Below are 26,198 nucleotides of genomic sequence, written 5' to 3'. Positions count from 1 at the left end.
GCTCCCACAGGGAACACCACAGGCCTCAAGCCTTGTGCTCCCCCTGCGGAGGCCGGCATGCCGGCGATAGGGCCGGAACATGAAAAAGGCGACCCGAAGGCCGCCTCTTTCCGAACCACAACTGTCCGAATCAGAATTCGTGATCGGCGGTATCCGGGTTCAGGTTGGCAATACCCAGCTTGCCAGCAGCCTGCTCGATGGCACCGGTCTGCTTGACCAGCGAAGCGATGGCATCACGCACGATCTGGTTGCCGGCAGCGTTGTCGGCGGCGATCAGCTGGTCGTAGTGCTCACCCTTGAGGGCGTGGTCGACGATCACCTGGATCTTCGCTTCGGTGTTTTCCAGGTCGGCCTTCAGGGCTGCGTCGGCTGCCGGGTCGGCCTTGGCCACCAGCGACGACAGGCTCGGGCCGGTCAGCTTGGTGCCGTCGACACGGGTGTACTCGCCCAGGTAGACGTTGCGGATACCCTTGGCGTCGTAGAAGTGCGAGTAGTGGGTGTTGTCGCTGAAGCAGTCCTGCTCGTCTTCCGGCGAGTTGGCTTCCAGCGAGACTTTCATGCGCTCGCCGGCCAGTTCGCCCAGCGACAGGCTGCCCATGCCGAACAGCATCTTGCGCAGGCCGTCGGCCACGGGTTCGGCTTCCAGGGTGGCGCGGTAGTTGTCGGCGACGTTCGGTGCCCAGTTACCGACCATCTCTTCGAGGTCTTTCACCAGCAGGTCGGTCACGGCCTTCAGATAGGCGCGGCGACGCTCGTTGTGGCCGCCGGTGGCGCCTTTGCCTTCGAGGTAGTCCGAAGCCGGGCGAGCACCCGCGCCAGGGCCGGTGCCGTTGAGGTCCTGGCCCCACAGCAGGAATTCGATGGCGTGGTAGCCGGTGGCGACGTTGGCTTCGGAGCCGCCCAGTTCGTTCAGGCTGGCCAGCTTCTCGGGCGTGATGTCCTTGACGTCGACCTTCTCTTCGCCGACCTGGATCTCGGTGTTGGCGATGATGTTGGCGCTGGCCGCGGGGTTGCCCAGGGCGTGCTCGTAGCTCTTGTCGACGTAGTCGATCAGGCCTTCGTCCAGGGGCCAGGCGTTCACCTGGCCTTCCCAGTCGTCGATGATGGTGTTGCCGAAGCGGAACGCCTCACTCTGCAGGTAAGGGACGCGTGCGGCGGCCCAGGCAGCCTTGGCGGCTTTCAAGGTGTCGTCGTTGGGCTTGGCGAGGAACGCGTCGACGGCGCTTTGCAGGGTCTTGGCGGTGCTCAGCGAGTCGCTGTACACGGTATAGACCATGTCGGTGTAATGCTTGACCACGGCCTTGCCGGCCGCTTCATCGACAGCCCCAGGCGCCGCAGCGGTGGTGCTGGCGGCAGCAGGTGCCTGAGCTTGCGGGGCGGCAGCCTTGTCATCCTTGCCTTCGCCGCAACCGGCGAGGGCGATGGCGATGGCCAGCAGACTGGCGGAGGCCAGAGGCATTCGAATCATTATTGGTTTTCCTGCGTCGTGTGGTTGGACCAAGGGTTGTGCCGTGCGCCGTGGCACGCGAAACGGCAACATCATGCGAAAGATTTGCATTTGCTGTAAAGGGGCCGGCGCGCAATTCATGTAAAAGAGCGTCCAAGCCTTTAACGAATGGGGCAGGGTTACAGCACCGACACCTGATTGCGCTGCGCCTGCTTGAGGAAATGGGTCAGCTCGCGCGCTGACAACGGCTTGCTGTAGTGGTAGCCCTGACCTTCGTGGCAGCCCTGAGCAATGATGTAGCTTTCCTGCTCGGCAGTTTCCACACCCTCGGCGATCACCTGCATGCCCAGGCTCTTGCCCAGCTGGATGATGGCGCGAACGATGGTGGCGTCGTCATCGTCGTCCAGCAGGTCCTGGACGAAGCTTTTGTCGATCTTGATCTTGTCCAGTGGCAGCGATTTCAGGTAGCTCAGCGACGAGTAACCGGTGCCGAAGTCATCGATGGCAATCATCGCCCCCGAGCGGCGCAGGCTGAGCAGGTGCTGGGCGGCGGTGCTGATATCTTCCATCAGGCCGGTTTCCGTCACCTCCAGCTCCAGGCTGCGGGTGGGCAGGCGGTAGGCCTGCAGCAGGTTGTTGACCACCCGTGGCAGTTCGTTGTGGTGAAGCTGCACGGTGGAAAGGTTGACTGCCATGCGCAGCTCGCTGAAGCCCATGTCGTGCCATTCGCGCAGTTGCCGACAGGCCTGGTCGAGCACCCATTCGCCGATGCTGATGATGCTGCCATTCTGCTCGGCCAGCGGGATGAACTGGTCGGGCGGGACCATGCCCAGCTCCGGGTGCTGCCAGCGCAGCAAGGCTTCGACACCGACCACGCGGTGGTCGCGGTAGCTGATCTGCGGTTGGTATACGAGGTAGAACTGGTTGCGCGGCAAGGCTTCGCGCAGGTCTTTTTCCAGCTCGCGGCGCCGGCGCATTTCGCTGTCGACACTGGCAATGTAGAACTGGTAGCGGTTGCGCGAACGGGCCTTGGCCAAGGTCATGGTCTGCTCGGCCTTCTGCAGCAGCTTCTCGGTGCTGTCACCATCCTCCGGGAACAAGGTGATGCCGATGGTGGCGCGCAGGCGTATCTGCTGGTGGTCGAGGCCGAATGGCGCTTCAAGGTCGTCAAGGATGCTCTGGGCCAGCTCTGCTGCTTCGTAGGGCTGCTCGATGTTGGCCTGGACCAGGGCGAACTGGTCGCCGCCCAGGCGCGCCAGGGCACCCAGGCGGCCGCTGTGAGCGCGCAAGCGGTCGGCCAGGGCGAGCAGAAGCTGGTCGCCCACCTGGTAGCTGAACTGCTCGTTGATACCCTTGAAGTCGTCCAGCCCCACGCACAACACGGCCACACGGTGCTGCAAGCGGGCACCGTCGGCGAGGATCTTGTCGAGCTGCTCCTGTAATTGCTGGCGGTTGGGCAGCCCGGTGAGGAAGTCGTACTGGGCCATGCGCTGCAGGCTGTTCTCGGCCTCGTGGCGCAAGTGGGTGTTACGTTCGATCGAGGCCAGCAACTGGTTGGCGGTGTTGACCCATATGCCCAGTTCATTCTTCTCGTGCCCCTTGAGCAGCGGGATCTGGTGCTGGCTGGGCCGGTCGGGGTTGATCTGGGTGAGGTGTTCGATGATCTTCGACAGGGGTTTGGTCAGCAGCCAGTGGTAGACCAGGTAAAGCACCAGGCCCATGGCCAGGGCACGCAGCACGCCGGACACGAAGATGATGATGGCGTTGACCAGGAAGTCTTCACCGTAGGAGGCGGTGTCGAGGGTGATGCTCAAGTCGCCGTAATACTCGCTGTAAGGGCCGCGGCCGACCAACTGGGTGGTGTAGGTGCGTTCTTGACCCAGAATCAGGTCGGTAAGCCAGCGCATGGACATGTCCTGCAGCGGGCGTGATTTTTCGGCAAGCATGGTTTCGTTGGGATGGCCGATGGAGGCCTGGCGTACCGATTCGTCCTGGAACAGGCCTTCCATCACTTGCATGCCCATTTCCCTATCGAGGCTGTACACCGCCTGGGTCGAGGGATCTCGGAACATGTCGAGGATGCGCTGGGCGTCATTGTTGACGGCCTGGCGGGTCTTGTAGGTGTCGTAGACGATCTGCGCGCAACTGAGCACGACACCGACCGCCAGCGCCGAAAGGAGCACGACCCTGAGCAACTTGACCGACAAGCTGTTGCGCAATTCCAGCTTCAATGGGGTTTCCTTAATCCATGTCCGTGGCATCATTTTGCCACCGGCGTTGGCAATACACTATCGGCCGGTGCGGCTCTCCTGAGCAGTGTATCGGTTGCCTCACCCTGCAACTTGAGAACGCTGTAGCGATTGTCCAGACGATTGATGTTAGCGCGCTATGCGGGGGGAGCAAGAGATTTGGGCATGGTTTGAGCGTTGCGATGATCTCGAGACGGAACGCCGTCCGTTGCACTCGGCCAAGCTCTGAATCCCCATAAAAAAACCCGGCACAAGGCCGGGTTTCTGGATCAAGGCTGAAAGAATCAGGCCGTGAAGGTCTTGCCTTCGAACTGCTCGGCAACGAACTTCCAGTTGACCAGGTTCCAGAACGCCTCGACGTACTTCGGACGCAGGTTGCGGTAGTCGATGTAGTAGGCGTGTTCCCAGACGTCGCAGGTCAGCAGCGGGGTGTCGCCGCTGGTCAGCGGGCAGCCGGCGCCGATGGTGCTGGCCAGGGCCAGGGAACCGTCAGCTTTCTTAACCAGCCAGCCCCAGCCGGAACCGAAGGTGCCCACCGAAGTCTTGGTGAACTCTTCCTTGAACTTGTCGAAGGAACCGAAAGCGGCGTTGATGGCTTCAGCCAGGGCACCGGTCGGTTGGCCACCGGCGTTTGGCGCCAGGCAGTTCCAGTAGAAGGTATGGTTCCAGACTTGAGCGGCGTTGTTGAAGATGCCGCCCGAAGAGGTCTTGACGATCTCTTCCAGGGTCTTGCCTTCGAATTCGGTGCCTGGGACCAGGTTGTTCAGGTTCACGACATAGGTGTTGTGGTGCTTGTCGTGGTGATACTCCAGGGTTTCCTTGGAGATGTGCGGCTGCAGAGCATCGTGGGCGTATGGCAGCGGCGGCAATTCAAAAGCCATGGTGGATCTCCTGATTCAGGTCTAGTTCGCGGTTTGCGCAAGGCCGATCACGGGCGGCCCTAAGTGCGTCGGCGAGTTTGTACTCTTTGCGACGCAAGGGCTGGATCATAGCACCAGCCCCGGCGCATAACCACGCAACAAAGATAGGGAATAGAGGTTCCAGAGCGGTTGGCGAACGCCGACCGGCGGTGGCGGGCTGGCGCCTGCGCGAGCCTCATCGCCGGCAAGCCGGCTGCCACAGGTACAGCCAGCGCCGTTGTCTGTGGGAGCCGACTTGCCGGCGATGAGGCCTAGAGGTCAGGTAAAGATCAACTGGGCCGCCACGGCGAACATCATTACCGCCACCATCAGGTCGAGCATGCGCCAGGTAGTGGGACGGGCCAGCCAGGGCGCCAGCCACGCCGCGCCAACTGCCAGGGTGGTGAACCACAGTGCCGAGGCACTGGCGGCACCGGCCACATAGGCGCCGGGCACGGTCTGCTGGGCGCCCAGCGAGCCAATTAGCAGCACGGTGTCCAGGTACACATGGGGGTTGAGCAGCGTCACTGCCAGGGCACTGAGCAGCACTGCGCGGCGCGAGCGCATGCCTTGGCCTTCCTGGTGTTGCAGGCTCTGTTTCGAACAGGCGCTGCGCAACGCCTTGGCGCCATACCAGATCAGGAACACCGCGCCGCCCCAGCGAGCGATGGCCAGCAGCGTCGGGTTGTGCGCCAGCACCGTGGCCAGGCCGAATACCCCGGCCGCCACCAGTATGGCGTCACAGACGATGCACAATAACGCCACCGGCAGGTGATGTTCACGCCGAAGGCTCTGGGCGAGAACGAAGGCGTTCTGCGCACCGATGGCCATGATCAGGCCGAAGGCCACCAACATGCCGTTCAAATAGCTTTGCCACATGGCAGGTACTCCAAAGAAGATGTGGCCATTGTGCGGATTGAGGATGTATAAGAAAAACAAATAACGCTGATCCGTCATTAGGAAAATCGATGTTCGACTACAAGCTGCTGGCCGCCCTCGCGGCGGTGATCGAGCAAGGCGGGTTCGAGCGCGCCGCGCAGGTGCTGGGGCTGTCGCAATCGGCCATCTCCCAACGTATCAAACTGCTCGAAGCACGGGTCGGCCAGCCGGTGCTGGTGCGCGCCGCGCCGCCGAGCCCGACCGAGGTGGGCCGCCAGTTGCTCAACCATGTGCAGCAGGTGCGCCTGCTCGAGCGTGACCTGCAACGCCAGGTCCCGGCCTTGGATGAGGAGGGCATGCCCGAGCGCCTGCGCATCGCCCTCAACGCCGATAGCCTGGCGACCTGGTGGGCCGGCGCGGTGGGCGCATTCTGCGCCGAGCATCAGTTGTTGACCGACTTGGTTGTGGAAGACCAGGAGGTTGGCCTCAAGCGAATGCGCGCAGGTGACGTGGCGGCGTGCCTGTGCGGCAGCGAGCGACCGGTGGCGGGGGCACGTAGCCTGCCGTTGGGGGCCATGCGCTACCGGGCGCTGGCCAGCCCAGGGTTCATGGCGCGGTATTTCCCACGGGGGTTCGAGGTACAGCGCCTGGCCCGTACGCCGGCCATCGTCTATGGCCCGGACGATTTCCTGCAGCATCGTTACCTGGCTTCGCTGGGGATTCAGGACGGCTTCCTGCACCACCTGTGCCCATCTTCCGAAGGCTTCCTGCGCATGACCGAGGCCGGCCTGGGCTGGGGCCTGGTGCCCGAGTTGCAGGCCCGCGAGCAATTGGCCAACGGGAAACTGGTGGAAATCTGCGCCGATACTCCCATCGACGTGCCTTTGTACTGGCATCATTGGCGCAATGGCGGGCAATTGCTCGCGCAACTGACCGAGCATTTGCGGCATACGGCACGGCACTGGCTGGTGCCCTTGTAGCCGCGGCTGGCGTCTGTTGCATCTGAAATCAAGGCGGAGTCATACATGCGAATTCTGGTCACTGGCGCGAGCGGCTTCATCGGTGGGCGCTTTGCGCGCTTTGCCCTGGAGCAGGGCCTGGACGTGCGGGTCAGCGGCCGGCGTGCCGAGGGTGTGGAGCACCTGGTCAAGCGCGGCGCGCAGTTCATCCCCGGCGACCTGGGCGATGCCGAGCTGGCCCGGCGCCTGTGCCAGGGCGTCGAGGCGGTGGTGCATTGCGCAGGCGCGGTGGGCAGTTGGGGGCGCTATCAGGACTTCCATCAGGGCAACGTGGTAGTTACCGAAAACATCGTCGAGGGGTGCCTGAAGGAACATGTGCGCCGCCTGGTGCACTTGTCTTCGCCGTCGATCTACTTCAACGGCCGGTCGCGCCTGGATGTCCGGGAAGACCAGGTTCCGCGCCGCTTCCATGGCCACTATGCGCTGACCAAGCACCTGGCCGAGCAGAAAGTGTTCGGTGCCCAGGAGTTCGGCCTGGAAGTGCTGGCGCTGCGCCCGCGCTTCGTCACCGGGGCAGGGGATGCGAGCCTCTTCCCACGCTTGATGCAGATGCAGCGCAAGGGCCGTGTGGCGATCATCGGCAATGGTCTGAACAAGGTCGACTTCACCAGCGTGCACAACCTCAACGAAGCGCTGCTCAGTGCGCTGTTCGCCGACGACCGTGCCCTGGGTCAGGCCTACAACATCAGCAACGGTCACCCTCTGCCGTTGTGGGATGTGGTGAACTACGTCATGCGGCAAATGCACCTGCCGCAGGTTACCCGTTACCGTTCCTACGGCCTGGCCTACAGCCTGGCGGCACTGAACGAGGGGGCGTGCATGCTCTGGCCCGGGCGCCCGCAGCCAACCTTGTCGCGCCTGGGGATGCAGGTGATGAGCCGCGATTTCACCCTGGACATCAGCCGTGCCCGGCAGTATCTGGACTACCAGCCCAAGGTCAGCCTGTGGACGGCGCTGGATGAATTCTGCGCCTGGTGGAAGCACCAGCCGCTTGGCCAGTGAACCTGGCCGACTGATGATGGTCATCTGAGCGCCGCGCGAGCGGTTTATACTAATGCCTCTTTGCTACTACTGCGGTTGACCCCACCTATGCGTAACGATGCCCACGACGATTTCGATGACGTGCCCACTCTGCGGGCCGGTACTCCTGATGACGACGAACTGCTGCCGGCGCACGTTTCGCGCAGCCGTCAGAAAGCCGCGAAGCCAGTCAGCACAGGCCCCCTCTGGGCGCTGCTGGGCGCATCGTTCATCGCACTGGCGGGCCTGGGCTGGTGGAGTTTCCAGCAGATTTCGCTGATGGAGCAACAACTGGTGGCTACCCAGGAAAGCTTTGCACGCATCAGTGAAGAAGCTGCCGGGCGTTTGCAGGCCATCAGCGGCAAGGTCGATGCCAGTGAGTCCACGGTCAATACCGGCAGTGAGGCGTTGAAGCTGCAGATCCGCCAACTGCAGGCCAGCCTGGCCGAGCAGGGCAAGCAGCAGCAGGGCGTGGCCGGGCAGGCGGGCGACCTGGGCAAGCGCCTGGAGCAGGTGCTGGCCGATACCCGTGAACAACAAAAGGTAGTGACCGAACTTCAGACGCAGCTACAGGCACAGTTGAAGGCGGTTAATGGCGAGCTGGCAGCGCTGAAATCGGGGCAGGTGGACGGCGGCAAGCTGGATGGTCAGCTCAAGAGCCTGAACGATGAAGTGGCGGCGCTGAAGAAACAGGGTAACCAGAAGGCAGCGATCGAGAGCCTGGAGCAGGATGTGCTGGTATTGAAGAGCCAGGCCGACAACCGACCGGCAGCGGCTTCGGGTGGTGCTTCGGTGCAGGAGTTCGATGCGTTTCGTGGGCAGACAACCCGCAGCATCAATACCCTTCAGAGCCAAATTCAGAATTTGCAGCAGCAGATCAATGCTCGGCCTTGATATTCCCTGAGCCGCTATCGCCGGCAAGCCGGCTCCCACAGGTACATCACCAGTCTGTGGGAGCCGGCTTGCCGGCGATTGGGCCGCAAGGCGGCCCCAGCTATCTCATTTACAGGCGCGGATAATCGATATACCCCACCGGCCCCTTTGCATAGAACGTCTCCCACAGCTACATCACCAGTCTGTGGGAGCCGGCTTGCCGGCGATTGGGCCGCAAGGCGGCCCCAGCTATCTCACTTACAGGCGCGGATAATCGATATACCCCACCGGCCCCTTTGCATAGAACGTCTCCGGATGCGCCTGGTTCAACGGCGCATCGGCCGCCAAGCGCGCTGGCAGATCAGGGTTGGCAATGAACGGCACGCCGAACGCCACCGCATCCGCCCGACCATTGGCCAACGCGGCATTGGCACTGGCCTTGTCGAACCGCTCGTTGACGATATACGGGCCGCCGAACGCTTCCTTGATCAGCGGGCCGATGCTGTCATCCGCTTCCTTCTCCCGCGAGCAGATGAAGGCGATGCCACGCTTGCCCAGTTCCTGCGCCACGTAAGTGAAGGTTTGCGCACGGTCGGCATCACCCATGTCATGCGAGTCGGCTCGCGGCGCCAGATGCACACCCACGCGCCCCGCACCCCACACCTCGATGGCCACGTCGGTCACTTCCAGCAGCAGCCGCGCGCGGTTCTCCAGCGAGCCACCGTAGCGGTCGGTGCGCTGGTTGGTGCTGCTCTGCAAGAACTGGTCGAGCAGGTAGCCGTTGGCACCATGGATTTCCACACCATCGAAGCCTGCTGCCTTGGCGTTTTCGGCGCCGCTGCGGTAGGCCTCGACGATGTCGGCGATCTCTTCGGTTTCCAGCGCACGCGGAGTGGGGTATTCGGTGATCGGGCGCACCAAGCTGACATGGCCCTTGGGCTGGATCGCACTGGGCGCAACCGGGAGCTCGCCATTCAGGTAGCTGGGGTGGGAGATACGGCCCACGTGCCACAACTGCAGGAAGATGCGCCCGCCAGCACCGTGCACGGCCTTGGTGACATTGTTCCAGCCGCGCACCTGCTGGTCGTTCCAGATGCCGGGGGTGTCCGGGTAGCCGACGCCCATCGGCGAAACCGAAGTGGCTTCGCTGAGGATCAGGCCGGCGCTGGCGCGCTGAACGTAGTACTCGGCCATCAGGGCGTTGGGCACCCGGCCTTCGTCGGCGCGGCAGCGGGTCAGCGGCGCCATGATGATGCGGTTGGGCAATTGCACGTCGCCCAGCGTGATCGGATCGAAAAGCGTGGTCATGAAAGTTACCTGCCTTGTCAGAGTGCTTGGCGCAGTTGTTCGAGGAACGCCTGAATGGTGGTTTCGTTGCGTTTGAAGAAGTGCCATTGGCCGATCTTCTGGCTGCTGATCAGACCTGCCCGTTGCAAGGTGGCCAGGTGGGCGGAGACGGTCGACTGCGACAGGCCGCAGCGCTGATCGATCTGCCCGGCACAGACACCGTGTTCAGTGCTGTGGTGCTGGTCAGGGAATTGCGCGTCCGGGTCCTTCAGCCAGTGGAGTATTTCGCGCCGGACCGGGTGGGCCAGGGCTTTGATGATTTCGTCGAGATCAAGGGGCATGGTCGTCACGGGTGATGTACCGGTATATCGCGATGAGACGAAATATAAATCGATACATCGCGATATTGAAATATGGATTAGCGCTTAGCTGAGCACGAATCGCTATATCGCGTTATAACGATATGGCAAATGCCAGTGCTAAACTGCGGGCATGAACTACCTCGCACACCTGCACCTGGGCGGCCCTGCGCCGCAACAGCTACTTGGCAGCCTCTATGGCGACTTCGTCAAAGGCTCGCTGGAAGGGCGTTTTCCGCCTGCGTTGGAGGCGGCGATACGCCTGCACCGGCATATCGACAGCTACACCGACCAGCACCCGTTGGTATTGGCAGCGCTCGCGCGTTTTCCCCGCGAGCGGCGGCGCTTTGCCGGGATCGTGCTGGATGTGTTCTTCGACCATTGCCTGGCGCGACACTGGGGGGATTACGCCGAACAGCCGCTGGCGCAGTTCACGGATGATTTCTACCGGGTGTTGCTGGCGGAGCCCGAGTTGCCTGGGCGGCTGGCACGGATTGCACCGTTCATGGCGGCGGATGACTGGTTGGGGGCGTATGGCGATTTCGACACCCTGGAGCAGGTGTTCAAAGGGATTGCCCGGCGCTTGTCGCGGCCGGAGGGCCTGACGGGGGTGATGGGCGAGCTGGAGCGGTTGTACGAGCCGTTGCTGGCGGATTTCCGCGAGTTTTATCCGCAATTGCAGGCATTTGCGGCGGCGGGGCGGATGGCCGAGCGCTGATCCTTTGTGCCGCATCGCCGGCAAGCCGGCTCCCACAGATGTGCCACCTGTCTGCAAAGCTGTGGTGATCCTGTGGGAGCCGGCTTGCCGGCGATGAGGCCAGTACAGGCAAGACCAATCATGCAGCCCGTGCCTGCTTGCGCGGCGCCACCTCGACTTCCTCAACCCCGTACAAGGCCACATGAATGGCCTGCTGCGCCTGAAACGCCAGCGCCGCACGCTCCTTCCCGACACTGCCGACTGGCTGAAGCAGGTGAATGCACACTTCACCCCGAGGCTCGGCAAACAGCCGCATCAGGTGCGAAACCAGGTCATCGTCACCAATGAACGGCGCAATCGGGTCCGTCTCACCGTTACGCAGATACTGAATAGCCACCGGTTGCACGGCCATGCCCCGGTCAATCGCACCCGCCAGCAAGCGGCCGTGGAAGGTGCGCAGCTGACGCCCGTCGGTGGTGGTGCCTTCCGGGAAAATCAGCAGTGGGCGGCCATGGCCCAGCTGTTCACCGATCTGTTCGCGCAAGCGCTGGCTGTCGCCACCACCCCGGCGTATGAACAGTGTGCCGGCCTTTTCCGCCAGCCAGCCGGCAAGCGGCCAATGGCGAACCTCAGCCTTGGACAGGAACGACAGAGGCAGCAGCATGCCGAGCAGGGGAATGTCAGTCCACGAGACATGGTTGCTGACCCACAGCATCGGTCGTTGCGGCAGCTCGCCAATCACGCGCACGTCGAAGGGCAGGGCGGCGACCAGGCGCTTCATGAACAGGCAGGCCCAGCGCTGGCGGCGTTCGAGCGGCGCCTTGAACCCCAGGCGCTCACCCACGGCAATGGCACTGGCCATCAGCATGCCGAACCACAGCACCAGCAGCAGCCGCGAGAGGCGGGCAATCACCCGCAGCCTGGGCATCAGACTGCTGCCTTGAAGTGGCGGGCGTAGCGCGGGCAGAGGTCGTCACGCTTGAGCAGGATGAACACATCGGCCACCTGGAAATCCTCATCCCAGCATGGCTCGCCGCAGATCTTCGCGCCCAGGCGCATGTAGGCCTTGAGCAGCGGCGGCATTTCGGCGATGACGTTGTTTGGCAAGGCCAGGGTGGGCAGTGGCTTTTTCGGTTCGGCGCGCAGGTGTTCAGTGCACAGGTAGCGGTCGCGCAGGCGTTGCATGATGGCCTGGGCTTGCACGCCGCCGTCCTGCATCGGGATGCTGGCGCAGCCCATCAGGTAGCTGTAGCGGCCCTCGTTGAGCACTTCGGCCAGCTCCCCCCACAGCACCGCGATGGTGCCGCCGTTGCGGTAGTCCGGATCGACGCAAGTGCGCCCCAGTTCCAGGATCGGGCCCTGCAACTGCAACAGCCCGTGCAGGCTGAATTCTTCTTCGCTGTAGAAGCGCCCCAGGCTGCTGGCTGCCTGATGGTCGAGCAGGCGGGTGGTGGCCACCAGTTCGCCGGTGCTCAGGTCGCGTACGCCGATGTGGCGGCAATGTACGTCGTAGTCGTCCATGTCCAGGCCCTGATCGGCACCTTTGAGCTTGGCCTTGAATTCTGCGCTGAATACCTTGTAGCGCAGCGCCTGTGCTTCCTGCAGGGCAGTGGCACCCACCAGGCGTTCGGCTTGCAGACGGCGTTCAGTGCTGTTGTCGCCAGGGCGAGCGATCCGAGTCATTGCGAGTCTCCATAAGCCAGCCATGAAGGGTTGCGGCCGGTCGGCTTTGTTGTGCAAAGTCAGACTAGGTAGGCGCGGTGTCACGGCTGTGAACCTTTGGTGATGCTTGCGTGACAGCCCAGAAGCCCCACGAGGAGCATGTGATGACCTGGTTGCAACGACTCAACGACCCCCTGCGCCAGCCGTTGGCCGGTACCTTGGGTGAGACTTACAGCGCACAGCTCGAACACCTGGGCCCGGTGTCGCCGTTCGAACTGGCGGTACTGGGTGGCCGTGCCATGGGCACGCCCGGGCTGGCTTTTCTCATCGGTTACCAGGCGGCACTGCGTGTGCTGTGGCCTAGCGCCCCGGCCAGCCTGGGCGCGCTGTGCGCCACCGAGCGGCGCAGCGTGCGCCCGGCGGACATGAACACGCGCCTGGACGGCTTGCGTCTTACCGGCAACAAGGATTTCGTCACCGCCGGGCTGGATGCCGAATGGCTGCTGGTGGCAGCGCGCAGCGAAGGGCCGGGCGAGGGGCCGCGGCTGAACCTGGCGGTGGTCTACCCCGGCGAGCCGGGGGTGACGCTGGAGGCCCTGCCGACTCTGCCGCTGATGCCTGAAGTAGGCCATGGGCGGCTGCTTTTGCAGCAAGCCGGCTGCGAATTGCTGGCGGGCGATGGGTGGGATGCCTACGTCAAACCTTTTCGTTCGCTGGAGGATTTGTACGTGCTGGCCGCTTTGACAGCCTGGCTTTACGGTGTCGGCCAGGAGTGCGGCTGGCCACAGGATCTGCGCCTGCGCCTGCTGGGGCTGTTGGCAGGCTGTGCCGAAGGTAGCCGGCAATGTGCTGACAGTGTCGGTTGCCATCTGCTTCTGGGTGGCTTGTTTGCGCAGTTCCAGGAGCTGCGCTGGGCGATTGAACAGGCGCTGTTGGCGGGGCCGTCGCAGTGGTCGCAACTGTGGCAGCGGGACCAGGGCGTGCTGGCACTGGCCGCTGCGGCGCGGGAAAAACGCCTGGATAAGGCGTGGGCGGCTGCAGGATTGTCATGAAAGCCTGAGAGGGTGGGTGACCCTTTGGGGACTGTCAGTTTTTTTGTGTTCGGGCCGGTAATGGCCTGCCGTTAGGCAGGCCCGATTTTCACCACGTCGGCCTGATGAACCGATCCCCGTACAGAATCGCGAATTGATTCATCGCACTTTTCCAATCATGCGCCGCCGAGCCCCAGTTTGCCGTGATGTTCCGCAGCCCCAGCCAGATCAGCTTGGTGGCTGCTTCATCGTTCGGGAAATGCCCCCGAGTTTTAATGATTTTGCGTAGCTGGGCGTTGATGCTCTCAATAGCGTTGGTGGTGTAGATCACTTTGCGGATGGCAGGTGGGAAGACAAAGAAGGGAATCACTCGATCCCAGGCGCGTCTCCAGGCTGCCACGACCGTTGGATACTGTTTGCCCCAGGGTCCGTTTTCAAACTCATCCAATGCCTGCTCAGCCGCTTCTGCATTGATGGCCTGGTAAATCGGTTTCAACGCCTTGGCCAGTGCCCGGCGCTTGTCCCAAGCCACGTAGTCGAGGCTGTTGCGGATCAGGTGCACGATGCACGTCTGCAGCGTCGTTTCTGGAAACACGGCGCTGAGAGCCTCTGGCATGCCTTTGAGGCCATCGGTCACGGCAATCAGCACATCCTCGACACCACGCGTCTTGAGATCGTTAAAAACCTTCATCCAGAACTTCGCACCCTCGGTGTTCTCGATCCAGATGCCTAAGATATCGCGCGTCCCGTCGGGTAGAACGCCCAAAGCCAGGTAAATGGCCTTGTTGCGCACCAGGCCTTCTTCGCGAATTTTCACCCGCAGCGCATCAAAGAAAATGACCGGGTACATCGGCTCCAATGGCCGCTGTTGCCACGCGCCAATCTCTTCCATGACCTCGTCTGTCACAGAGCTGATGAAATCGGGCGAAACGTCGGTTCCATACTGCTCGGACAGAAACGCTCGGATCTCTCTGACCGTCATGCCACGGGCGTACATGGCGATGATCTTGTCATCGAAACCGGTGTACCGCCGTTCGTGCTTAGGGATCAGAATGGGCGCAAAACTGCCGTCTCGATCACGAGGAATTTCCAGCCGCAGCGGGCCATCGCCGGTCAAAACCGTCTTGCCACTCTTGCCGTTACGCTGGTTGGTTTCATCCTCTGGGCGCTGCGCGCCCGGCGGATAACCCAGGTGGTGACCAAGCTCGGCATGCAGAGCACGCTCGATCAAGGCCTTTTTGAACGCCGCAGAGGCATCCTCGATAGCTTCTGCGGTCATCAGGCCCTCACCGAACTGCTCCAGCAGCTCTTTGGGGATTTTGGGCAGGTCACGCAGGGGTTTCTTTTTGGTTGGCATACATGCACCTCTTACTCATGTTATGCCCGAACACAAAATTTCTGACACCCTCACCCTTTGATACCTGGGGCTGCGCAGCGGCTCCAAAGGCCCCCATGCTCAAGACCCTCTTGGCCATCATTGGCATGACCATCCTGCCCGTCTGTGCGCAAGACTGGCCCGACCCTGACTGGCTGATCGACGCCACCGTCAGCGACTGGCAAGCCGTCGACTCCTACGCCTTCGCGCAACGCAACCCCGGCGACCGCAGCGGCATCCGCACGGACGCCCTGTTGATCATCCGCGACGGCCGCATCATCCATGAGCGCTACAGCACACCCACCACTGCCAAGACCGCTCACCTGACCTGGTCGGTCAGCAAGAGCGTACTGGCCACCGTATTGGGCGTCGTCCAGGGCGAGGGCCGCTTTCAGTTGCAGGACCCGGTATCGCGCTACTACGCCCCCATGCAGGCCCACCCCGAAGTGCGCATGGCCGACCTGCTGCACTGGGCCAGTGGGCTGCAATGGCAGGAGGACTACGAATACGCGCCGCTGAAGTCTTCGGTGGTGGCCATGCTCTACACGCGAGGGCGCAACGATATGGCGGCCTATGCCGCCGCGCGCAGCGCCGTCGACAAACCCGGCCAACGTTTCCTCTACTCGAGCGGCGACAGCAACCTGCTGGCTGCCGCCTTGCGCGGCATGCTCGACGCTGGGGCCTACGCCGATTACCCCTGGCAAGCGTTGTTCGCCCCGCTCGGCATCGACAGCGCCGTCTGGGAGCGCGATGGTGCGGGGAGCCTGGTCGGTTCGTCCTATCTTTATCTCAGCGCCCGCGACCTGGCGCGCATCGGCCTGTTGATGCAGCGCGAAGGGCGTTGGAAGTTGCGTCAGTTGCTGCCCGCTAGCTGGATAGCATTCAACCGCACCTTGTTCACTCCGGCCCAGGCACTCCCCGGCGAAGCCAACCCTGGCGGTCACTGGTGGCTGAACCAGCCCCTCGCAGGCCAGGCACGGCCTTGGCCCGACGTGCCGCCGGACACCTACGCAGCCCTCGGCCACTGGGGCCAGGCCCTTTACATAGTGCCCACACACAAGCTGGTGATCGTGCGCTACGGTGATGATCGCGATGGCAGCTACAGCCATAACGAGTTGCTCAAGCGGGTGCTGGCGGCACTGCCCGGGGAGGGCACATGAAGCGCCTGGGGTTGCTGATGGTCGTCGTGCTGCTCGGCTGGGCCTGGCTGGAGCGCCAGGCGCTGGTGGACTTCCCCGGTATCCTGTCGGCCTACTCGGCCAAGGAATACTGCTCGTGCCGCTTCGTCATGGGTTTCGAGCAGGCGTATTGCCGCGCTTACGTGAAACAGTGGCTACCCTTGAGCGAACTGGAGGAAAACAGCCAGCTGCGCAGTGTCAGCGCCGCCGGGCTGGGCCAGGATAGCCGGGCGGCCTGGCAGGGCGCTCAGGAGGGTTGCCGCTTGCTGCCATGACGGTGGGCGGTTAAGGTTGGCGGTCAAGTTTCACGAGATCTGTCATGTTCAAGCTGCCCCGTCTTTTGCCCGTCCTGTTGCTGGCTTTGTGCCTGCCCGCCCATGCCAACTGGCATCTCGATGGTGAATCCTCACGGTTATCGTTCATCAGCGGCAAGAACGGCGACACTGCCGAAGTGCATCGCTTCCTGGTTTTGCATGGCACGGTGGACCGCAAGGGGGCGGCGGCACTGCGCATCGAGATGGACTCGGTCAGCAGCGGCATCCCGCTGCGCGATGAGCGCATGCGCGACGACCTGTTCGAAGTCGAACGCTTCGCTGAAGCCACGGTGAAGGCGCAGATCGACCTGCGCCCCATCAACGACCTGGCAGACGGTGCGCAGATCGAGCTGCGCTTGCCACTTACCGTCAGTCTGCATGGCCAGTCCCACAGCTACAACGTGCTGCTGCTGGCTACCCGCCTCGATGAGCGACGCTTCCAGGTGGTGACCCTGGAGCCGCTGATCCTCAATGCCAGCGACTTCGGCCTGCTGCCCGGGCTGGAAACCCTGCGCAAGTTCGCCAAACTCAAGTCCATCAACCCTACGGTACCGGTCAATGCGGTGCTGATTTTCAACGCTCGCTGACATGCCGGGGCCGGTCTTCCCCTGGCGCGATGGCAATCAGTTCGAGCTGTTGATCGACGGCCCCGAGTTCTTTCCGCGCATGCTCCAGGCGATTGCGCGGGCTGAGTTGCAGGTCGACCTGGAGCTGTACCTGGTCGAGGCCGGGGCCTGCGCCGAGGCGGTGGTCGAAGTGCTGGTGCAGGCGGCGCGGCGCGGTGTGCGGGTGCGTTGCCTGTTCGACGACTATGGCTCGCTGGCCTTTACCACGGCGCTGCGCCAGCGCCTGCTGGATGCCGGGGTTTTCCTGCGCTGGTACAACCGGCTGCGTTGGAAGCGTGGATTTCGCAACCTCTACCGCGACCATCGCAAGTTGCTGCTGGTGGACGAACGTTGGGCGGTGGTGGGCGGCACGGGCGTCACCGACGAGTTCTGGACCCCCGGCGAGGCGACCAGCGAGTGGCATGAGGTGATGGTGCAGATGCAAGGCACGGTGGTAACCGACTGGCAATTGCTGTTCGACCGCCAGTGGCATGCCAACAATCGGCGTACTGCCTGGCGCCCCGCCGAAGGCTTCGGCCTGCCGCGCCTGCCGAAGGTGCCGGCGCAAGGGCAGGGCATGGGCCGTGTGGCCTATGCCGACGCCCGTCAACATCAGGACATCCTGCATTCGCTGGTGCGTGCGCTGAACAGCGGCAAGCAGCGTGTGTGGCTGGCCACGCCGTACTTCCTGCCGACCTGGAGCGTGCGCCGTTCACTGCGTCGGGCCGCCAGCAAAGGGGTCGATGTGCGCCTGCTACTGACCGGCCCACGCACCGACCACCCTTCCGTGCGCTATGCCGGACACCGCTACTACCCACGGCTACTGCGTGCTGGGGTACGCATCTACGAATACCAGCCGTGTTTCCTGCATTTGAAGATGGTGCTGATCGATGACTGGGTCAGCATCGGCTCGTGCAACTTCGACCACTGGAACCTGCGCTTCAACCTTGAAGCCAACGTCGAGGCACTCGACCCGCCGCTGACGGCCGCCGTGCAGGCCAGTTTCGAGCGCGATTTCGCCTTGAGCGAGGTGGTCGACCTCGACCACTGGAATGCGCGTCCGCTCTGGCGCCGGGTCAAGCAGCGGGTGTGGGGTTGGATGGACCGGTTGGTGGTCAATTTGCTCGACCGACGTGACTGACAGCGACTATCGTGCAGTGACTGTTCACAGGTAATCCAAGGGTGACTGCAATGACCGCGAAGAAGATTCTCATGCTGGTGGGCGACTACGTCGAGGATTACGAAGCGATGGTGCCGTTCCAGGCGCTGACCATGGTTGGTCACACCGTGCATGCGGTGTGCCCGGAGAAGGTCGCGGGGCAGACCGTGCGCACGGCGATCCATGATTTCGAGGGTGAGCAGACCTACAGCGAAAAGCCCGGACACAACTTTGCCTTGAACTATGACTTCGTCCGGGTGCGTGCCGAAAGCTACGACGCGCTGCTGATTCCGGGCGGCCGTGCCCCGGAGTACCTGCGTCTGGACGAGAAGGTACTGGACCTGGTCAAGGCCTTCGACCACGCGGGCAAGCCGATTGCCGCAGTGTGCCACGGTGCGCAATTGCTGGCGGCGGCCGGTGTACTGGAGGGGCGCGAGTGCAGTGCCTATCCGGCTTGTGCGCCGGAAGTGCGGCTGGCGGGTGGCAAGTTCATCGACATTGCCGTGGACCAGGCGCATGTGGATGGCAACCTGGTGACGGCGCCGGCGTGGCCTGCGCATCCGGCGTGGTTGGCGGCGTTTCTGAAAGTGCTGGGGACACGTATTTCCTGACTGGGCCGCTGCGCGGACAAAGCCAGCCCCTGTAGGAGCCGGCTTGCCGGCGATGAGGCCGGGTCAGACAAATGGGAGGCTCTGTACGGGCCCTATCGCCGGCAAGCCGGCTCCCACATGAGGCATTTGCCAGTTCGGTAGCGGTCATGGAACAGTACCTGTCGTGTTGGGAAAAGGCGGTGCGTTGGCTCGGATGATAGGGTTTCCCCTCAAGCCCGGCTTAGCCGAGCGCGTCATCCACATCGACAAAACGACCGCCAAGCATGGAAATACGCCTTTTGCACGGCGCCGCTATCGCGCCTTACATCGATGACCTCGCTCGCCTGCGCCTGACCGTGTTCCGCGAGTTCCCATACCTCTACGACGGCACCCTCGAATACGAAGCCAACTACCTGGCCAGCTATGTCCGTTCCGGGCGCAGCCTGGTGGTCTTGGCCCTGGACGACGGCCAGGTGGTCGGCGCTTCCACGGGCGTGCCGCTGGTGGACGTGGCGCCTGAATTTCAGCAGCCGTTCCTGGCCCTGGGGCGCGACCCTGCCAGCGTCTACTACTTCGGCGAGTCGCTGGTGCTGCCGCAATACCGCGGTCAGGGCCTGGGCGTGCGCTTCTTCATCGAGCGCGAGTCCTATGCCCACAAGCTTGCCGAGTTCGACTACTGCGCATTCTGTGCGGTGGAGCGCCCCGGAGTGCACCCGAGGCGGCCTGCGGACTACAAACCGTTGCACGGTTTCTGGCGCAACCGTGGCTTCCTGCATGAACCCTCCCTGCGCACCCACTACGCCTGGCGCGACCTGGATGAGCAGGAGATTTCGGAAAAGATCATGTCGTTCTGGGTCAAGGAGCTGCCGATTTGATTCGCCTTGCCGCCTGCCAGTACGCCATCGAGCTGCATGAAACCTGGGAGGCCTATGCCAAGCATTTGCAGGGCTTGTGTGCCGAGGCCGCCGAGGCTGGGGCCCAGCTACTGTTGCTGCCGGAGTACGCGGGTCTGGTGCTCAGCGGCCAGCTACCGGCCGAGCAGCGTGGCGACCTGAAGGCTTCGATTGCCGGCATCCAGCCCTTGATCGAACCTTGGCTGGCGCTTTGCGAGGGTATTGCCCGAAGCTGGGGCATCTACCTGCAACCGGGCAGCCTGCCGGTACTCGACAGTGACGGCCATTATCGCAACCGGGCCTGGCTGTTCGGGCCCTCTGGCAAGTTGGGGCACCAGGACAAACTGATGATGACCCGCTTCGAGCGGGAGCAGTGGGGCATCACGGCGGGCCAGGGGCTGCAGGTGTTCGACACGGACCTAGGGCGCTTGGGCATCCTGATCTGCTACGACAACGAGTTTCCGATGCTGGCGCGCTGTTTGGCCGAAGGCGGCGCTGACCTGATCCTGGCGCCGAGCTGTACCGATACCGAAGCGGGCTACCATCGGGTGCGCATCGGCGCCCAGGCACGGGCGCTGGAGAACCAGATTGCGGTGTTGCAGAGTCCCACGGTCGGGCTCGCCGCCTGGTCGCCAGCGCTGGATGAGAATGTGGGGCGGGCAGGGCTGTTCGTGCCGCCGGATCATGGGATGCCGGGGGACGGGGTGGTGGCCGAAAGTGAGGCGTTGAGCCCTTCGAGGAGCCGTTGGCTGGTGTGTGAAGTGGATTTGGCGCAGGTACGGCGGGTGAGGGAGGAGGGGCAGGTGTTTACGCGGCGCGATTGGCCGGAGCAATTCGTGCGGATTGTGTGAAGGGGGGCTGCGTTGCAGCCCATCGCCGGCAAGCCGGCGCCTACAGATGCTGTTCCTGTGGGAGCCGGCTTGCCGGCGATGGGCCGCAGAGCGGCCCCCATTCAAATCACTTCACTTCGACTGCCAGGCTCTCGGCAATCTTGCTCTGCCACAGGGCAGGGCCAGTGATGTGCACCGACTCACCGTTGCTGTCGACCGCGACGGTGACCGGCATGTCCTTCACTTCGAACTCGTAGATCGCTTCCATGCCCAGTTCGGCGAAGGCCAGGACCTTGGACTTGCGGATCGCCTGGGCTACCAGGTAGGCAGCGCCGCCGACGGCCATCAGGTACACGGCCTTGTTGTCCTTGATCGCCTCGATGGCGGTCGGGCCACGCTCGGACTTGCCGATCATGCCCAGCAGGCCGGTCTGCTCGAGGATCTGGCGGGTGAACTTGTCCATGCGGGTGGCGGTGGTCGGGCCGGCTGGGCCTACCACTTCGTCACCGACTGGGTCGACCGGGCCGACGTAGTAGATGAAGCGGCCTTTGAGGTCGACCGGCAGCTCCTCGCCGCGGTTGAGCATCTCGACCATGCGCTTGTGCGCAGCGTCGCGGCCAGTGAGCATCTTACCGTTGAGCAGGATGGTCTCGCCCGGCTTCCAGCTGGCGACTTCTTCCGGGGTGATGTCGTCGAGGTTGACGCGGCGGGCGCTCGGGCCGGCTTCCCAGACGATTTCCGGGTAGGCGTCCAGCGACGGCGCTTCCAGCTCGGCCGGGCCGTTACCATCGAGCACGAAGTGTGCGTGGCGGGTGGCGGCGCAGTTCGGGATCATGCACACCGGCAGCGAGGCGGCGTGGGTCGGGTAGTCCATGATCTTGACGTCGAGCACGGTGGTCAGGCCGCCCAGGCCCTGGGCGCCAATGCCCAGCTGGTTGACCTTGTCGAACAGCTCCAGGCGGATCTCTTCGAGGCGGTTCTGCGGGCCACGGGCTTTCAGTTCGTGAATGTCGATGGATTCCATCAACACTTCCTTGGCCATGACCGCGGCTTTCTCGGCGGTACCGCCGATGCCGATGCCGAGCATGCCAGGCGGGCACCAGCCAGCGCCCATGGTCGGCACGGTCTTCAACACCCAGTCGACGATCGAGTCGGACGGGTTGAGCATGGCCATCTTCGACTTGTTCTCGGAACCGCCGCCCTTGGCCGCGACATCGACCTCGACCTTGTCGCCAGGGACGATCGAGTAATGAATGACGGCCGGGGTGTTGTCCTTGGTGTTCTTGCGGGCACCGGCCGGGTCGGCCAGGATCGAAGCGCGCAGGACGTTTTCAGGCAGGTTGTAGGCGCGACGCACACCCTCGTTGATCATGTCGTCGACGCTCATGGTGGCGCCGTCCCAGCGCACGTCCATGCCCACACGGATGAACACGGTGACGATACCGGTGTCCTGGCAGATCGGGCGGTGGCCGGTGGCGCACATGCGCGAGTTGATCAGGATCTGGGCGATCGAATCGCGTGCAGCAGGCGACTCTTCACGCAGGTAGGCCTCGTGCATCGCCTGGATGAAATCGACGGGGTGGTAGTACGAGATGAATTGCAGGGCGTCGGCGACGCTCTGAATCAGGTCGTCTTGCTTGATCACGGTCATGCAGCGCGCTCCTCTTAAAGACGGGAACATTCAAAAAGACGCTCGACAGTGCCGACCAGCGTGTCGAAGCGCCTTGCAAGGCGCCGGCAGGTCAGGCCGACGGAAAAAGGCGCGGCAGTATAGCGCGCATCCGTGCCGGGCACACCTGCGGCCGGTCTGGACCATGGTCGGCATCCGGTGGGCATCCTTTTTGCTGCCGTCGAGCGCTTGGCTTACAGTGAGCCGGAGATATCTGGAGAAACACCGACCATGCCCGAACTTTGCGTGGGCGAGCGCCGCTGGACGGTGCCCACCGGCAGCAACCTGCTCGATGCCCTGAACGAGGCCGGGCTTAACGTGCCTTACAGTTGCCGTGCCGGCAGTTGCCATGCCTGCCTGGTGCATTGCCTGGACGGGCAGCCGGCAGATGCCTTGCCTGAAGCGCTGGCGTTGGAAAAGCATGCCCAGGGCTGGCGTCTGGCTTGCCAGTGCCGGGTGGTGAGTGACCTGCGCGTGGCGGTGTTCGACCCGCTGCAGGACGGTATTGCCGCTCAGGTGTGTGGGCTGGACGGGTACGGCGATGTGCTGCGCCTGCGCCTGCGCCCCGAGCGCGCGCTGCGTTACCAGGCCGGTCAGCATTTGGTGCTGTGGAACGGTACGGTCGCGCGGCCTTATTCCCTGGCCAGCCTGCCGGGTGAGGACGACTTCCTGGAATTCCACATCGACTGCCGGCGGCCCGGCGCCTTCTGCGACAAGGCGAGGGGATTGCAGGTGGGCGACACTTTGCGCCTGGGTGAACTCCGCGGCGGGGCGTTGCATTATGACCAGGACTGGCAGGAGCGGCCGCTCTGGCTGCTGGCGGCAGGTACCGGCCTTGCGCCCTTGTGGGGCATTTTGCGCGAGGCGTTGCGCCAGCAGCATCGCGGGCCGATCCGTGTCCTGCACGTAGCGCGTGACCACTACCTGGCCATCGACCTTGCTGAACTGGCGCAGGCCTTTCCAGCGCTCAGCATCGACATGATCGACAGCGCAGACGTCGAGCAGTCACTGTCGGCGTTGCAGTTGCAGTCCCGGCAAACGTTGGCGCTGGTCTGTGGGGCCCCCGACACGGTCGAGCGATTCGCTCGCCGGTTGTACATTGTCGGGCTGCCGAGGAACCAGTTGTTTGCCGATGTGTTCAGTGCTCATGCGTGAGCGGCAGCGCATCGCAACTGCGTAAGGCATCGGATCAGGGAGCCACGGGGAAGGTTGGGATTGGTACTCATGACATGCACCATGGTCTTGCCCTTTTCGAGGCCGTTTTCGAGGATCTCGCAGCGCCTGGCAGCGGTCGTGCCGTCTATCAGAATGTACCCGGTGCCTTCGTCTGCGAAGGACACGTCGAGTTCTCCATTGGCATGGAAACGGCCAATCAGCATCGGTGCGTCTGGCCCTCGGGTCCATATGCCTGCTGCCAGTATCGGGCTGTCAGCATGCTCGGGGGAGTACGCGACGAGCTGATTCCAGGCGAGGCTGTAGTAGCGTTCCAGCAGCGGTGCGCGGAACGATTCATCAATGGCGCCTTGATCATTCAACGCGACCATCATGCCCCCTCGCTTATCACCCATGCCGCAGCCGATGATGCGGTTTGCGGCCGGTAACACCAGAAAATTCTCCAGGGTTTTCAGGGTGTCGGGGAAGTCGGCGAAGCCACCGGTTCCAAAGCCACTGTTGTATTCGCCTGCTGGACTAAGCGATACCACGCAGCCGCCGACTGGCAAGCTATTGGCGTTGTAGGCTCTCGCGCATACCAAAATGCCCTGATCACTCGCGTGGAGGTTCAAACCATGAAGCCAGTTGTCATCCCCGCGCTTGAGCTCCTTGTAACCTGTGCCATTGAAGCCTGGGTCGAGGTTGCCGTCGCGATCGAACTTCATCAGCACGGTATCAAGTTCGAAGAAGTTGCCCAGTACCAAAATGTCATTGCCGATTGAACGCACATGACATTGCATGGCAGGGGGCGTCGAAAAAGCTCTATGCCGCGCCTGACTCAGCGTTGCAGGACGCTTGATGACCCGATGCCCATCCTCGCCGAAGCGTGTGTCCAGGGTACCGTTTTTGTCGAAGCGAGCCAGCGCTGGAACACCATCGAAGAAATAGGATTGATCCGAGGTGAGGCCGATGATCAATAGCGCGCCGTCATCCAGTTGCGTGATGCTGTAGGCCAGCGATTGCTTGAGTCCAAAGCTGCCGGTCGTGATGCCTCCAGTGCCGAAGGAGGTATCCAGATCGCCATTTTTCTTGAGGCGGAAGAGGGCGTAGTGAGGGATTTCGTCGACATAAGCACTACCGACGCAGATGCGGCCCTCGTCAGTGTCCAGGGATGTTTCGATTGTGCCGATATTTTCCGGTATCTTCGCTGTGTATTCGGGATCGATCAGCGAATTTGCGATAGGGTTTGCCATGACGAGCCTCCTGAGCCAATAGGGCCCGTGTAGGCTCTGCTCAGCCAGTGCATCTCACAACTGGCAGAAATGTCAGGTTGACAAAAAAAGGGCCGCTAATCGGCCCTTTTTCGTGAATCAACCAACCAGCGGATCACCGACATGCAGAATCTTCATGCCGTTGGTGCCACCGATGGTGTGGTAGCTGTCGCCTTTGGTCAGGATCACCCAGTCACCCTGTTCCACCAGACCACGCTTGAGCAGCTCGTCGACCGCTGCCTGGCTCACCTTGTCGGCCGGCAGCGAGGCCGGGTCGAAGGCGATCGGGTAGACACCGCGGAACATCGAGGTACGGGCCTGAGTGGCGCGGTGCGGGGTCAGCGCGTAGATCGGCACGTGCGAACGCAGGCGCGACATGATCAGCGGGGTGTAGCCACTTTCGGTGAGGGCGATGATCGCCTTGACGCCGGGGAAGTGGTTGGCGGTGTACATGGCCGCCAGGGCGATGCTTTCGTCGCAACGCTCGAAGGTGGTATGCAGACGGTGGCTGGATTTCTGGTTGGTCGGATGCTTCTCGGCTCCCTGGCAGATCCGCGCCATGGCCTGGACAGCCTCGATCGGGTAGGCACCGGCGGCACTTTCGGCCGACAGCATGACCGCATCGGTGTTGTCGAGCACGGCGTTGGCCACGTCGGACACTTCGGCGCGGGTCGGCATCGGGTTCTGGATCATCGACTCCATCATCTGGGTCGCCACGATCACCGCCTTGTTGTTGCGGCGGGCGTGCTGGATGATCTTCTTCTGGATGCCGATCAGCTCGGCGTCGCCGATTTCCACGCCCAGGTCGCCACGGGCAACCATGACGGCATCGGAGGCGGCGATCAGGCCGTCGAGGGTTTCGTCGTCGGCAACGGCTTCGGCGCGCTCGATCTTGGCCACCAGCCAGGCGCTGCCGCCAGACTCGTCGCGCAGTTTGCGGGCGTATTCCATGTCCTTGGCATCACGCGGGAAGGAGACGGCCAGGTAGTCCAGGTCCATTTCCGCGGCCAGCTTGATGTCAGCCTTGTCTTTCTCGGTCAGGGCCGGAGCGGTCAGGCCGCCACCTTTGCGGTTGATGCCTTTGTGGTCGGACAGTGGGCCGCCGACGATCACCACGCAGTGCAGGGCATCTGCGGTGGCGGTTTCGACGCGCATGACCACGCGGCCATCGTCGAGCAGCAGTTCGTCACCGACGCCGCAGTCCTTGACCAGGTCCGGATAGTCGATACCGACGATGTCCTGATTGCCTTCGGTCAGCGGATGGGCGGTGGAGAAGGTGAACTTGTCACCGATCTTCAGTTCGATGCGCTTGTTGCTGAATTTGGCGATGCGGATCTTCGGACCCTGCAGGTCACCCAGCAGCGCGACATGGCGGCCGTTCTTGGCGGCGATGTCACGGATCAGGCGGGCGCGCGCCTTGTGCTCGTCCGGAGTGCCGTGGGAAAAGTTCAGGCGTGCCACGTCCAGGCCGGCGAGGATCAGCTGTTCGATCACTTCCGGCGAGTTGCTGGCGGGGCCAAGGGTGGCGACGATTTTGGTACGGCGGATGGTCATGCACAGACTCCTATAGTGAAGCGCAGCGAAAGGCTACTCCTGAATCGCGCTGTAGTCATTGTTCCGTTGCACTACCTGCAAGGCGCGCAGATAGGTCAGCTGCAAGGTACACGCGGTAAATTGCAAGCGTGTGCGCGTAGCGGTATCGCTTGCAGCTTGTGCCTTGCAGCTGGAAGCTGAAGAAAT

At 63.0% G+C, this 26,198-nt stretch carries 25 protein-coding genes; 13 read left to right on the top strand and 12 right to left on the bottom strand.

Features of this window, described 5'->3' with window-relative positions:
* Positions 1-130: 130 nt before the first annotated feature.
* The 4 genes from KU43P_RS22145 to KU43P_RS22130 all read right to left on the bottom strand — a co-directional run bounded on the left by KU43P_RS22145 (position 131) and on the right by KU43P_RS22130 (position 5,474).
* Positions 131-1,468: an imelysin family protein gene (locus KU43P_RS22145; RefSeq protein WP_317659619.1), complete on the bottom strand. Its 1,338-nt coding sequence runs from the start codon at positions 1,466-1,468 to the stop codon at positions 131-133.
* Between the two features lie 158 nt (positions 1,469-1,626).
* The gene (locus KU43P_RS22140; protein ID WP_317659617.1) at positions 1,627-3,678 is read right to left on the bottom strand and encodes a putative bifunctional diguanylate cyclase/phosphodiesterase; all 2,052 of its coding nucleotides are present in this window, start codon (positions 3,676-3,678) and stop codon (positions 1,627-1,629) included.
* A gap of 302 nt (positions 3,679-3,980) precedes the next feature.
* Positions 3,981-4,577, bottom strand: coding sequence for a superoxide dismutase (locus KU43P_RS22135; RefSeq protein WP_274115081.1), 597 nt, complete (start codon positions 4,575-4,577; stop codon positions 3,981-3,983).
* Between the two features lie 297 nt (positions 4,578-4,874).
* Positions 4,875-5,474 (bottom strand): LysE/ArgO family amino acid transporter, encoded by a 600-nt coding sequence (locus tag KU43P_RS22130; protein ID WP_317659616.1) that lies wholly within the window; start codon positions 5,472-5,474, stop codon positions 4,875-4,877.
* 89 nt (positions 5,475-5,563) lie between these two features.
* Between KU43P_RS22130 and KU43P_RS22125 the strand changes: the two genes are divergently transcribed.
* The 3 genes from KU43P_RS22125 (at position 5,564) to KU43P_RS22115 (ending at position 8,407) form a co-directional block, all read left to right on the top strand.
* Complete coding sequence (locus KU43P_RS22125) at positions 5,564-6,454, top strand: LysR family transcriptional regulator ArgP (protein ID WP_317659615.1); 891 nt, start codon at positions 5,564-5,566, stop codon at positions 6,452-6,454.
* A gap of 45 nt (positions 6,455-6,499) precedes the next feature.
* Positions 6,500-7,495: an NAD-dependent epimerase/dehydratase family protein gene (locus KU43P_RS22120; protein ID WP_317659614.1), complete on the top strand. Its 996-nt coding sequence runs from the start codon at positions 6,500-6,502 to the stop codon at positions 7,493-7,495.
* A gap of 87 nt (positions 7,496-7,582) precedes the next feature.
* Positions 7,583-8,407 (top strand): ATPase, encoded by an 825-nt coding sequence (locus KU43P_RS22115; protein WP_317659613.1) that lies wholly within the window; start codon positions 7,583-7,585, stop codon positions 8,405-8,407.
* A 237-nt stretch (positions 8,408-8,644) separates the two neighbouring features.
* On the opposite strand, the gene KU43P_RS22110 is transcribed toward KU43P_RS22115, so the two are convergent.
* Together KU43P_RS22110 and KU43P_RS22105 are read right to left on the bottom strand one after the other, a co-directional pair.
* Positions 8,645-9,694, bottom strand: coding sequence for an alkene reductase (locus tag KU43P_RS22110; protein ID WP_317659612.1), 1,050 nt, complete (start codon positions 9,692-9,694; stop codon positions 8,645-8,647).
* 17 nt (positions 9,695-9,711) lie between these two features.
* A complete protein-coding gene (locus tag KU43P_RS22105) occupies positions 9,712-10,014 on the bottom strand; it encodes an ArsR/SmtB family transcription factor (protein ID WP_317659610.1) in 303 nt (100 codons plus the stop codon).
* Between the two features lie 151 nt (positions 10,015-10,165).
* On the opposite strand from KU43P_RS22105, the gene KU43P_RS22100 reads away from it, so the two are divergent.
* Positions 10,166-10,750, top strand: a complete 585-nt coding sequence (locus KU43P_RS22100; protein WP_317659609.1) for an ACP phosphodiesterase — start codon at positions 10,166-10,168, stop codon at positions 10,748-10,750.
* Positions 10,751-10,868: 118 nt separating this feature from the next.
* On the opposite strand, the gene KU43P_RS22095 is transcribed toward KU43P_RS22100, so the two are convergent.
* Entirely contained in the window at positions 10,869-11,657 is a 789-nt protein-coding gene (locus KU43P_RS22095; protein ID WP_317659607.1) for a lysophospholipid acyltransferase family protein, read from the bottom strand.
* On the bottom strand, positions 11,657-12,412 hold the full coding sequence (gene olsB, locus KU43P_RS22090) for an L-ornithine N(alpha)-acyltransferase (protein ID WP_317659605.1): 756 nt from the start codon (positions 12,410-12,412) through the stop codon (positions 11,657-11,659). Before olsB ends, KU43P_RS22095 begins: the two co-directional genes overlap by 1 nt.
* Before the next feature lie 143 nt (positions 12,413-12,555).
* Between olsB and KU43P_RS22085 the strand changes: the two genes are divergently transcribed.
* Positions 12,556-13,443 carry an acyl-CoA dehydrogenase gene (locus tag KU43P_RS22085; protein WP_317659604.1) on the top strand — a complete coding sequence of 296 codons (888 nt, stop codon included), beginning with the start codon at positions 12,556-12,558 and terminating at the stop codon, positions 13,441-13,443.
* Positions 13,444-13,531: 88 nt separating this feature from the next.
* On the opposite strand, the gene KU43P_RS22080 is transcribed toward KU43P_RS22085, so the two are convergent.
* Complete coding sequence (locus KU43P_RS22080; protein ID WP_317658073.1) at positions 13,532-14,779, bottom strand: IS256 family transposase; 1,248 nt, start codon at positions 14,777-14,779, stop codon at positions 13,532-13,534.
* 95 nt (positions 14,780-14,874) lie between these two features.
* Between KU43P_RS22080 and KU43P_RS22075 the strand changes: the two genes are divergently transcribed.
* From KU43P_RS22075 to KU43P_RS22045, 7 genes are all read left to right on the top strand, one after another.
* Positions 14,875-15,957, top strand: coding sequence for a serine hydrolase domain-containing protein (locus KU43P_RS22075; protein WP_317659602.1), 1,083 nt, complete (start codon positions 14,875-14,877; stop codon positions 15,955-15,957).
* The gene (locus KU43P_RS22070) at positions 15,954-16,250 is read left to right on the top strand and encodes an amidase (protein WP_317659601.1); all 297 of its coding nucleotides are present in this window, start codon (positions 15,954-15,956) and stop codon (positions 16,248-16,250) included. Before KU43P_RS22075 ends, KU43P_RS22070 begins: the two co-directional genes overlap by 4 nt.
* A gap of 44 nt (positions 16,251-16,294) precedes the next feature.
* Positions 16,295-16,876, top strand: a complete 582-nt coding sequence (locus KU43P_RS22065) for a YceI family protein (RefSeq protein ID WP_317659600.1) — start codon at positions 16,295-16,297, stop codon at positions 16,874-16,876.
* A gap of 1 nt (position 16,877) precedes the next feature.
* Positions 16,878-18,035, top strand: coding sequence for a phospholipase D-like domain-containing protein (locus KU43P_RS22060; RefSeq protein WP_317659599.1), 1,158 nt, complete (start codon positions 16,878-16,880; stop codon positions 18,033-18,035).
* Between the two features lie 50 nt (positions 18,036-18,085).
* Entirely contained in the window at positions 18,086-18,664 is a 579-nt protein-coding gene (locus KU43P_RS22055) for a DJ-1/PfpI family protein (RefSeq protein WP_317659598.1), read from the top strand.
* Between the two features lie 263 nt (positions 18,665-18,927).
* The gene (locus tag KU43P_RS22050; protein ID WP_317659597.1) at positions 18,928-19,518 is read left to right on the top strand and encodes a GNAT family N-acetyltransferase; all 591 of its coding nucleotides are present in this window, start codon (positions 18,928-18,930) and stop codon (positions 19,516-19,518) included.
* Positions 19,515-20,387, top strand: coding sequence for a carbon-nitrogen hydrolase family protein (locus KU43P_RS22045; protein WP_317659596.1), 873 nt, complete (start codon positions 19,515-19,517; stop codon positions 20,385-20,387). The genes KU43P_RS22050 and KU43P_RS22045 overlap by 4 nt, the downstream gene beginning before the upstream one ends.
* 106 nt (positions 20,388-20,493) lie before the next feature.
* On the opposite strand, the gene KU43P_RS22040 is transcribed toward KU43P_RS22045, so the two are convergent.
* A complete protein-coding gene (locus tag KU43P_RS22040) occupies positions 20,494-22,017 on the bottom strand; it encodes a fumarate hydratase (RefSeq protein ID WP_027917942.1) in 1,524 nt (507 codons plus the stop codon).
* Between the two features lie 249 nt (positions 22,018-22,266).
* On the opposite strand from KU43P_RS22040, the gene KU43P_RS22035 reads away from it, so the two are divergent.
* Positions 22,267-23,190 carry an iron-sulfur-binding ferredoxin reductase gene (locus KU43P_RS22035; protein WP_317659595.1) on the top strand — a complete coding sequence of 308 codons (924 nt, stop codon included), beginning with the start codon at positions 22,267-22,269 and terminating at the stop codon, positions 23,188-23,190.
* Here the strand turns inward: KU43P_RS22035 and KU43P_RS22030 are convergent.
* Positions 23,181-24,440, bottom strand: coding sequence for a hypothetical protein (locus KU43P_RS22030; RefSeq protein WP_317659594.1), 1,260 nt, complete (start codon positions 24,438-24,440; stop codon positions 23,181-23,183). The two genes, KU43P_RS22035 and KU43P_RS22030, sit on opposite strands and share 10 nt — an antisense overlap.
* Positions 24,441-24,557: 117 nt before the next feature.
* Positions 24,558-26,012 (bottom strand): pyruvate kinase, encoded by a 1,455-nt coding sequence (gene pyk, locus KU43P_RS22025; protein ID WP_008097666.1) that lies wholly within the window; start codon positions 26,010-26,012, stop codon positions 24,558-24,560.
* Positions 26,013-26,198 lie beyond the last annotated feature (186 nt).

This window comes from Pseudomonas sp. KU43P (assembly GCF_033095865.1).
Taxonomy (GTDB): Bacteria; Pseudomonadota; Gammaproteobacteria; order Pseudomonadales; family Pseudomonadaceae; genus Aquipseudomonas.
Note: the sequence above shows the minus strand (reverse complement) of the source record. Positions and strands in the feature narration are given on the sequence as shown.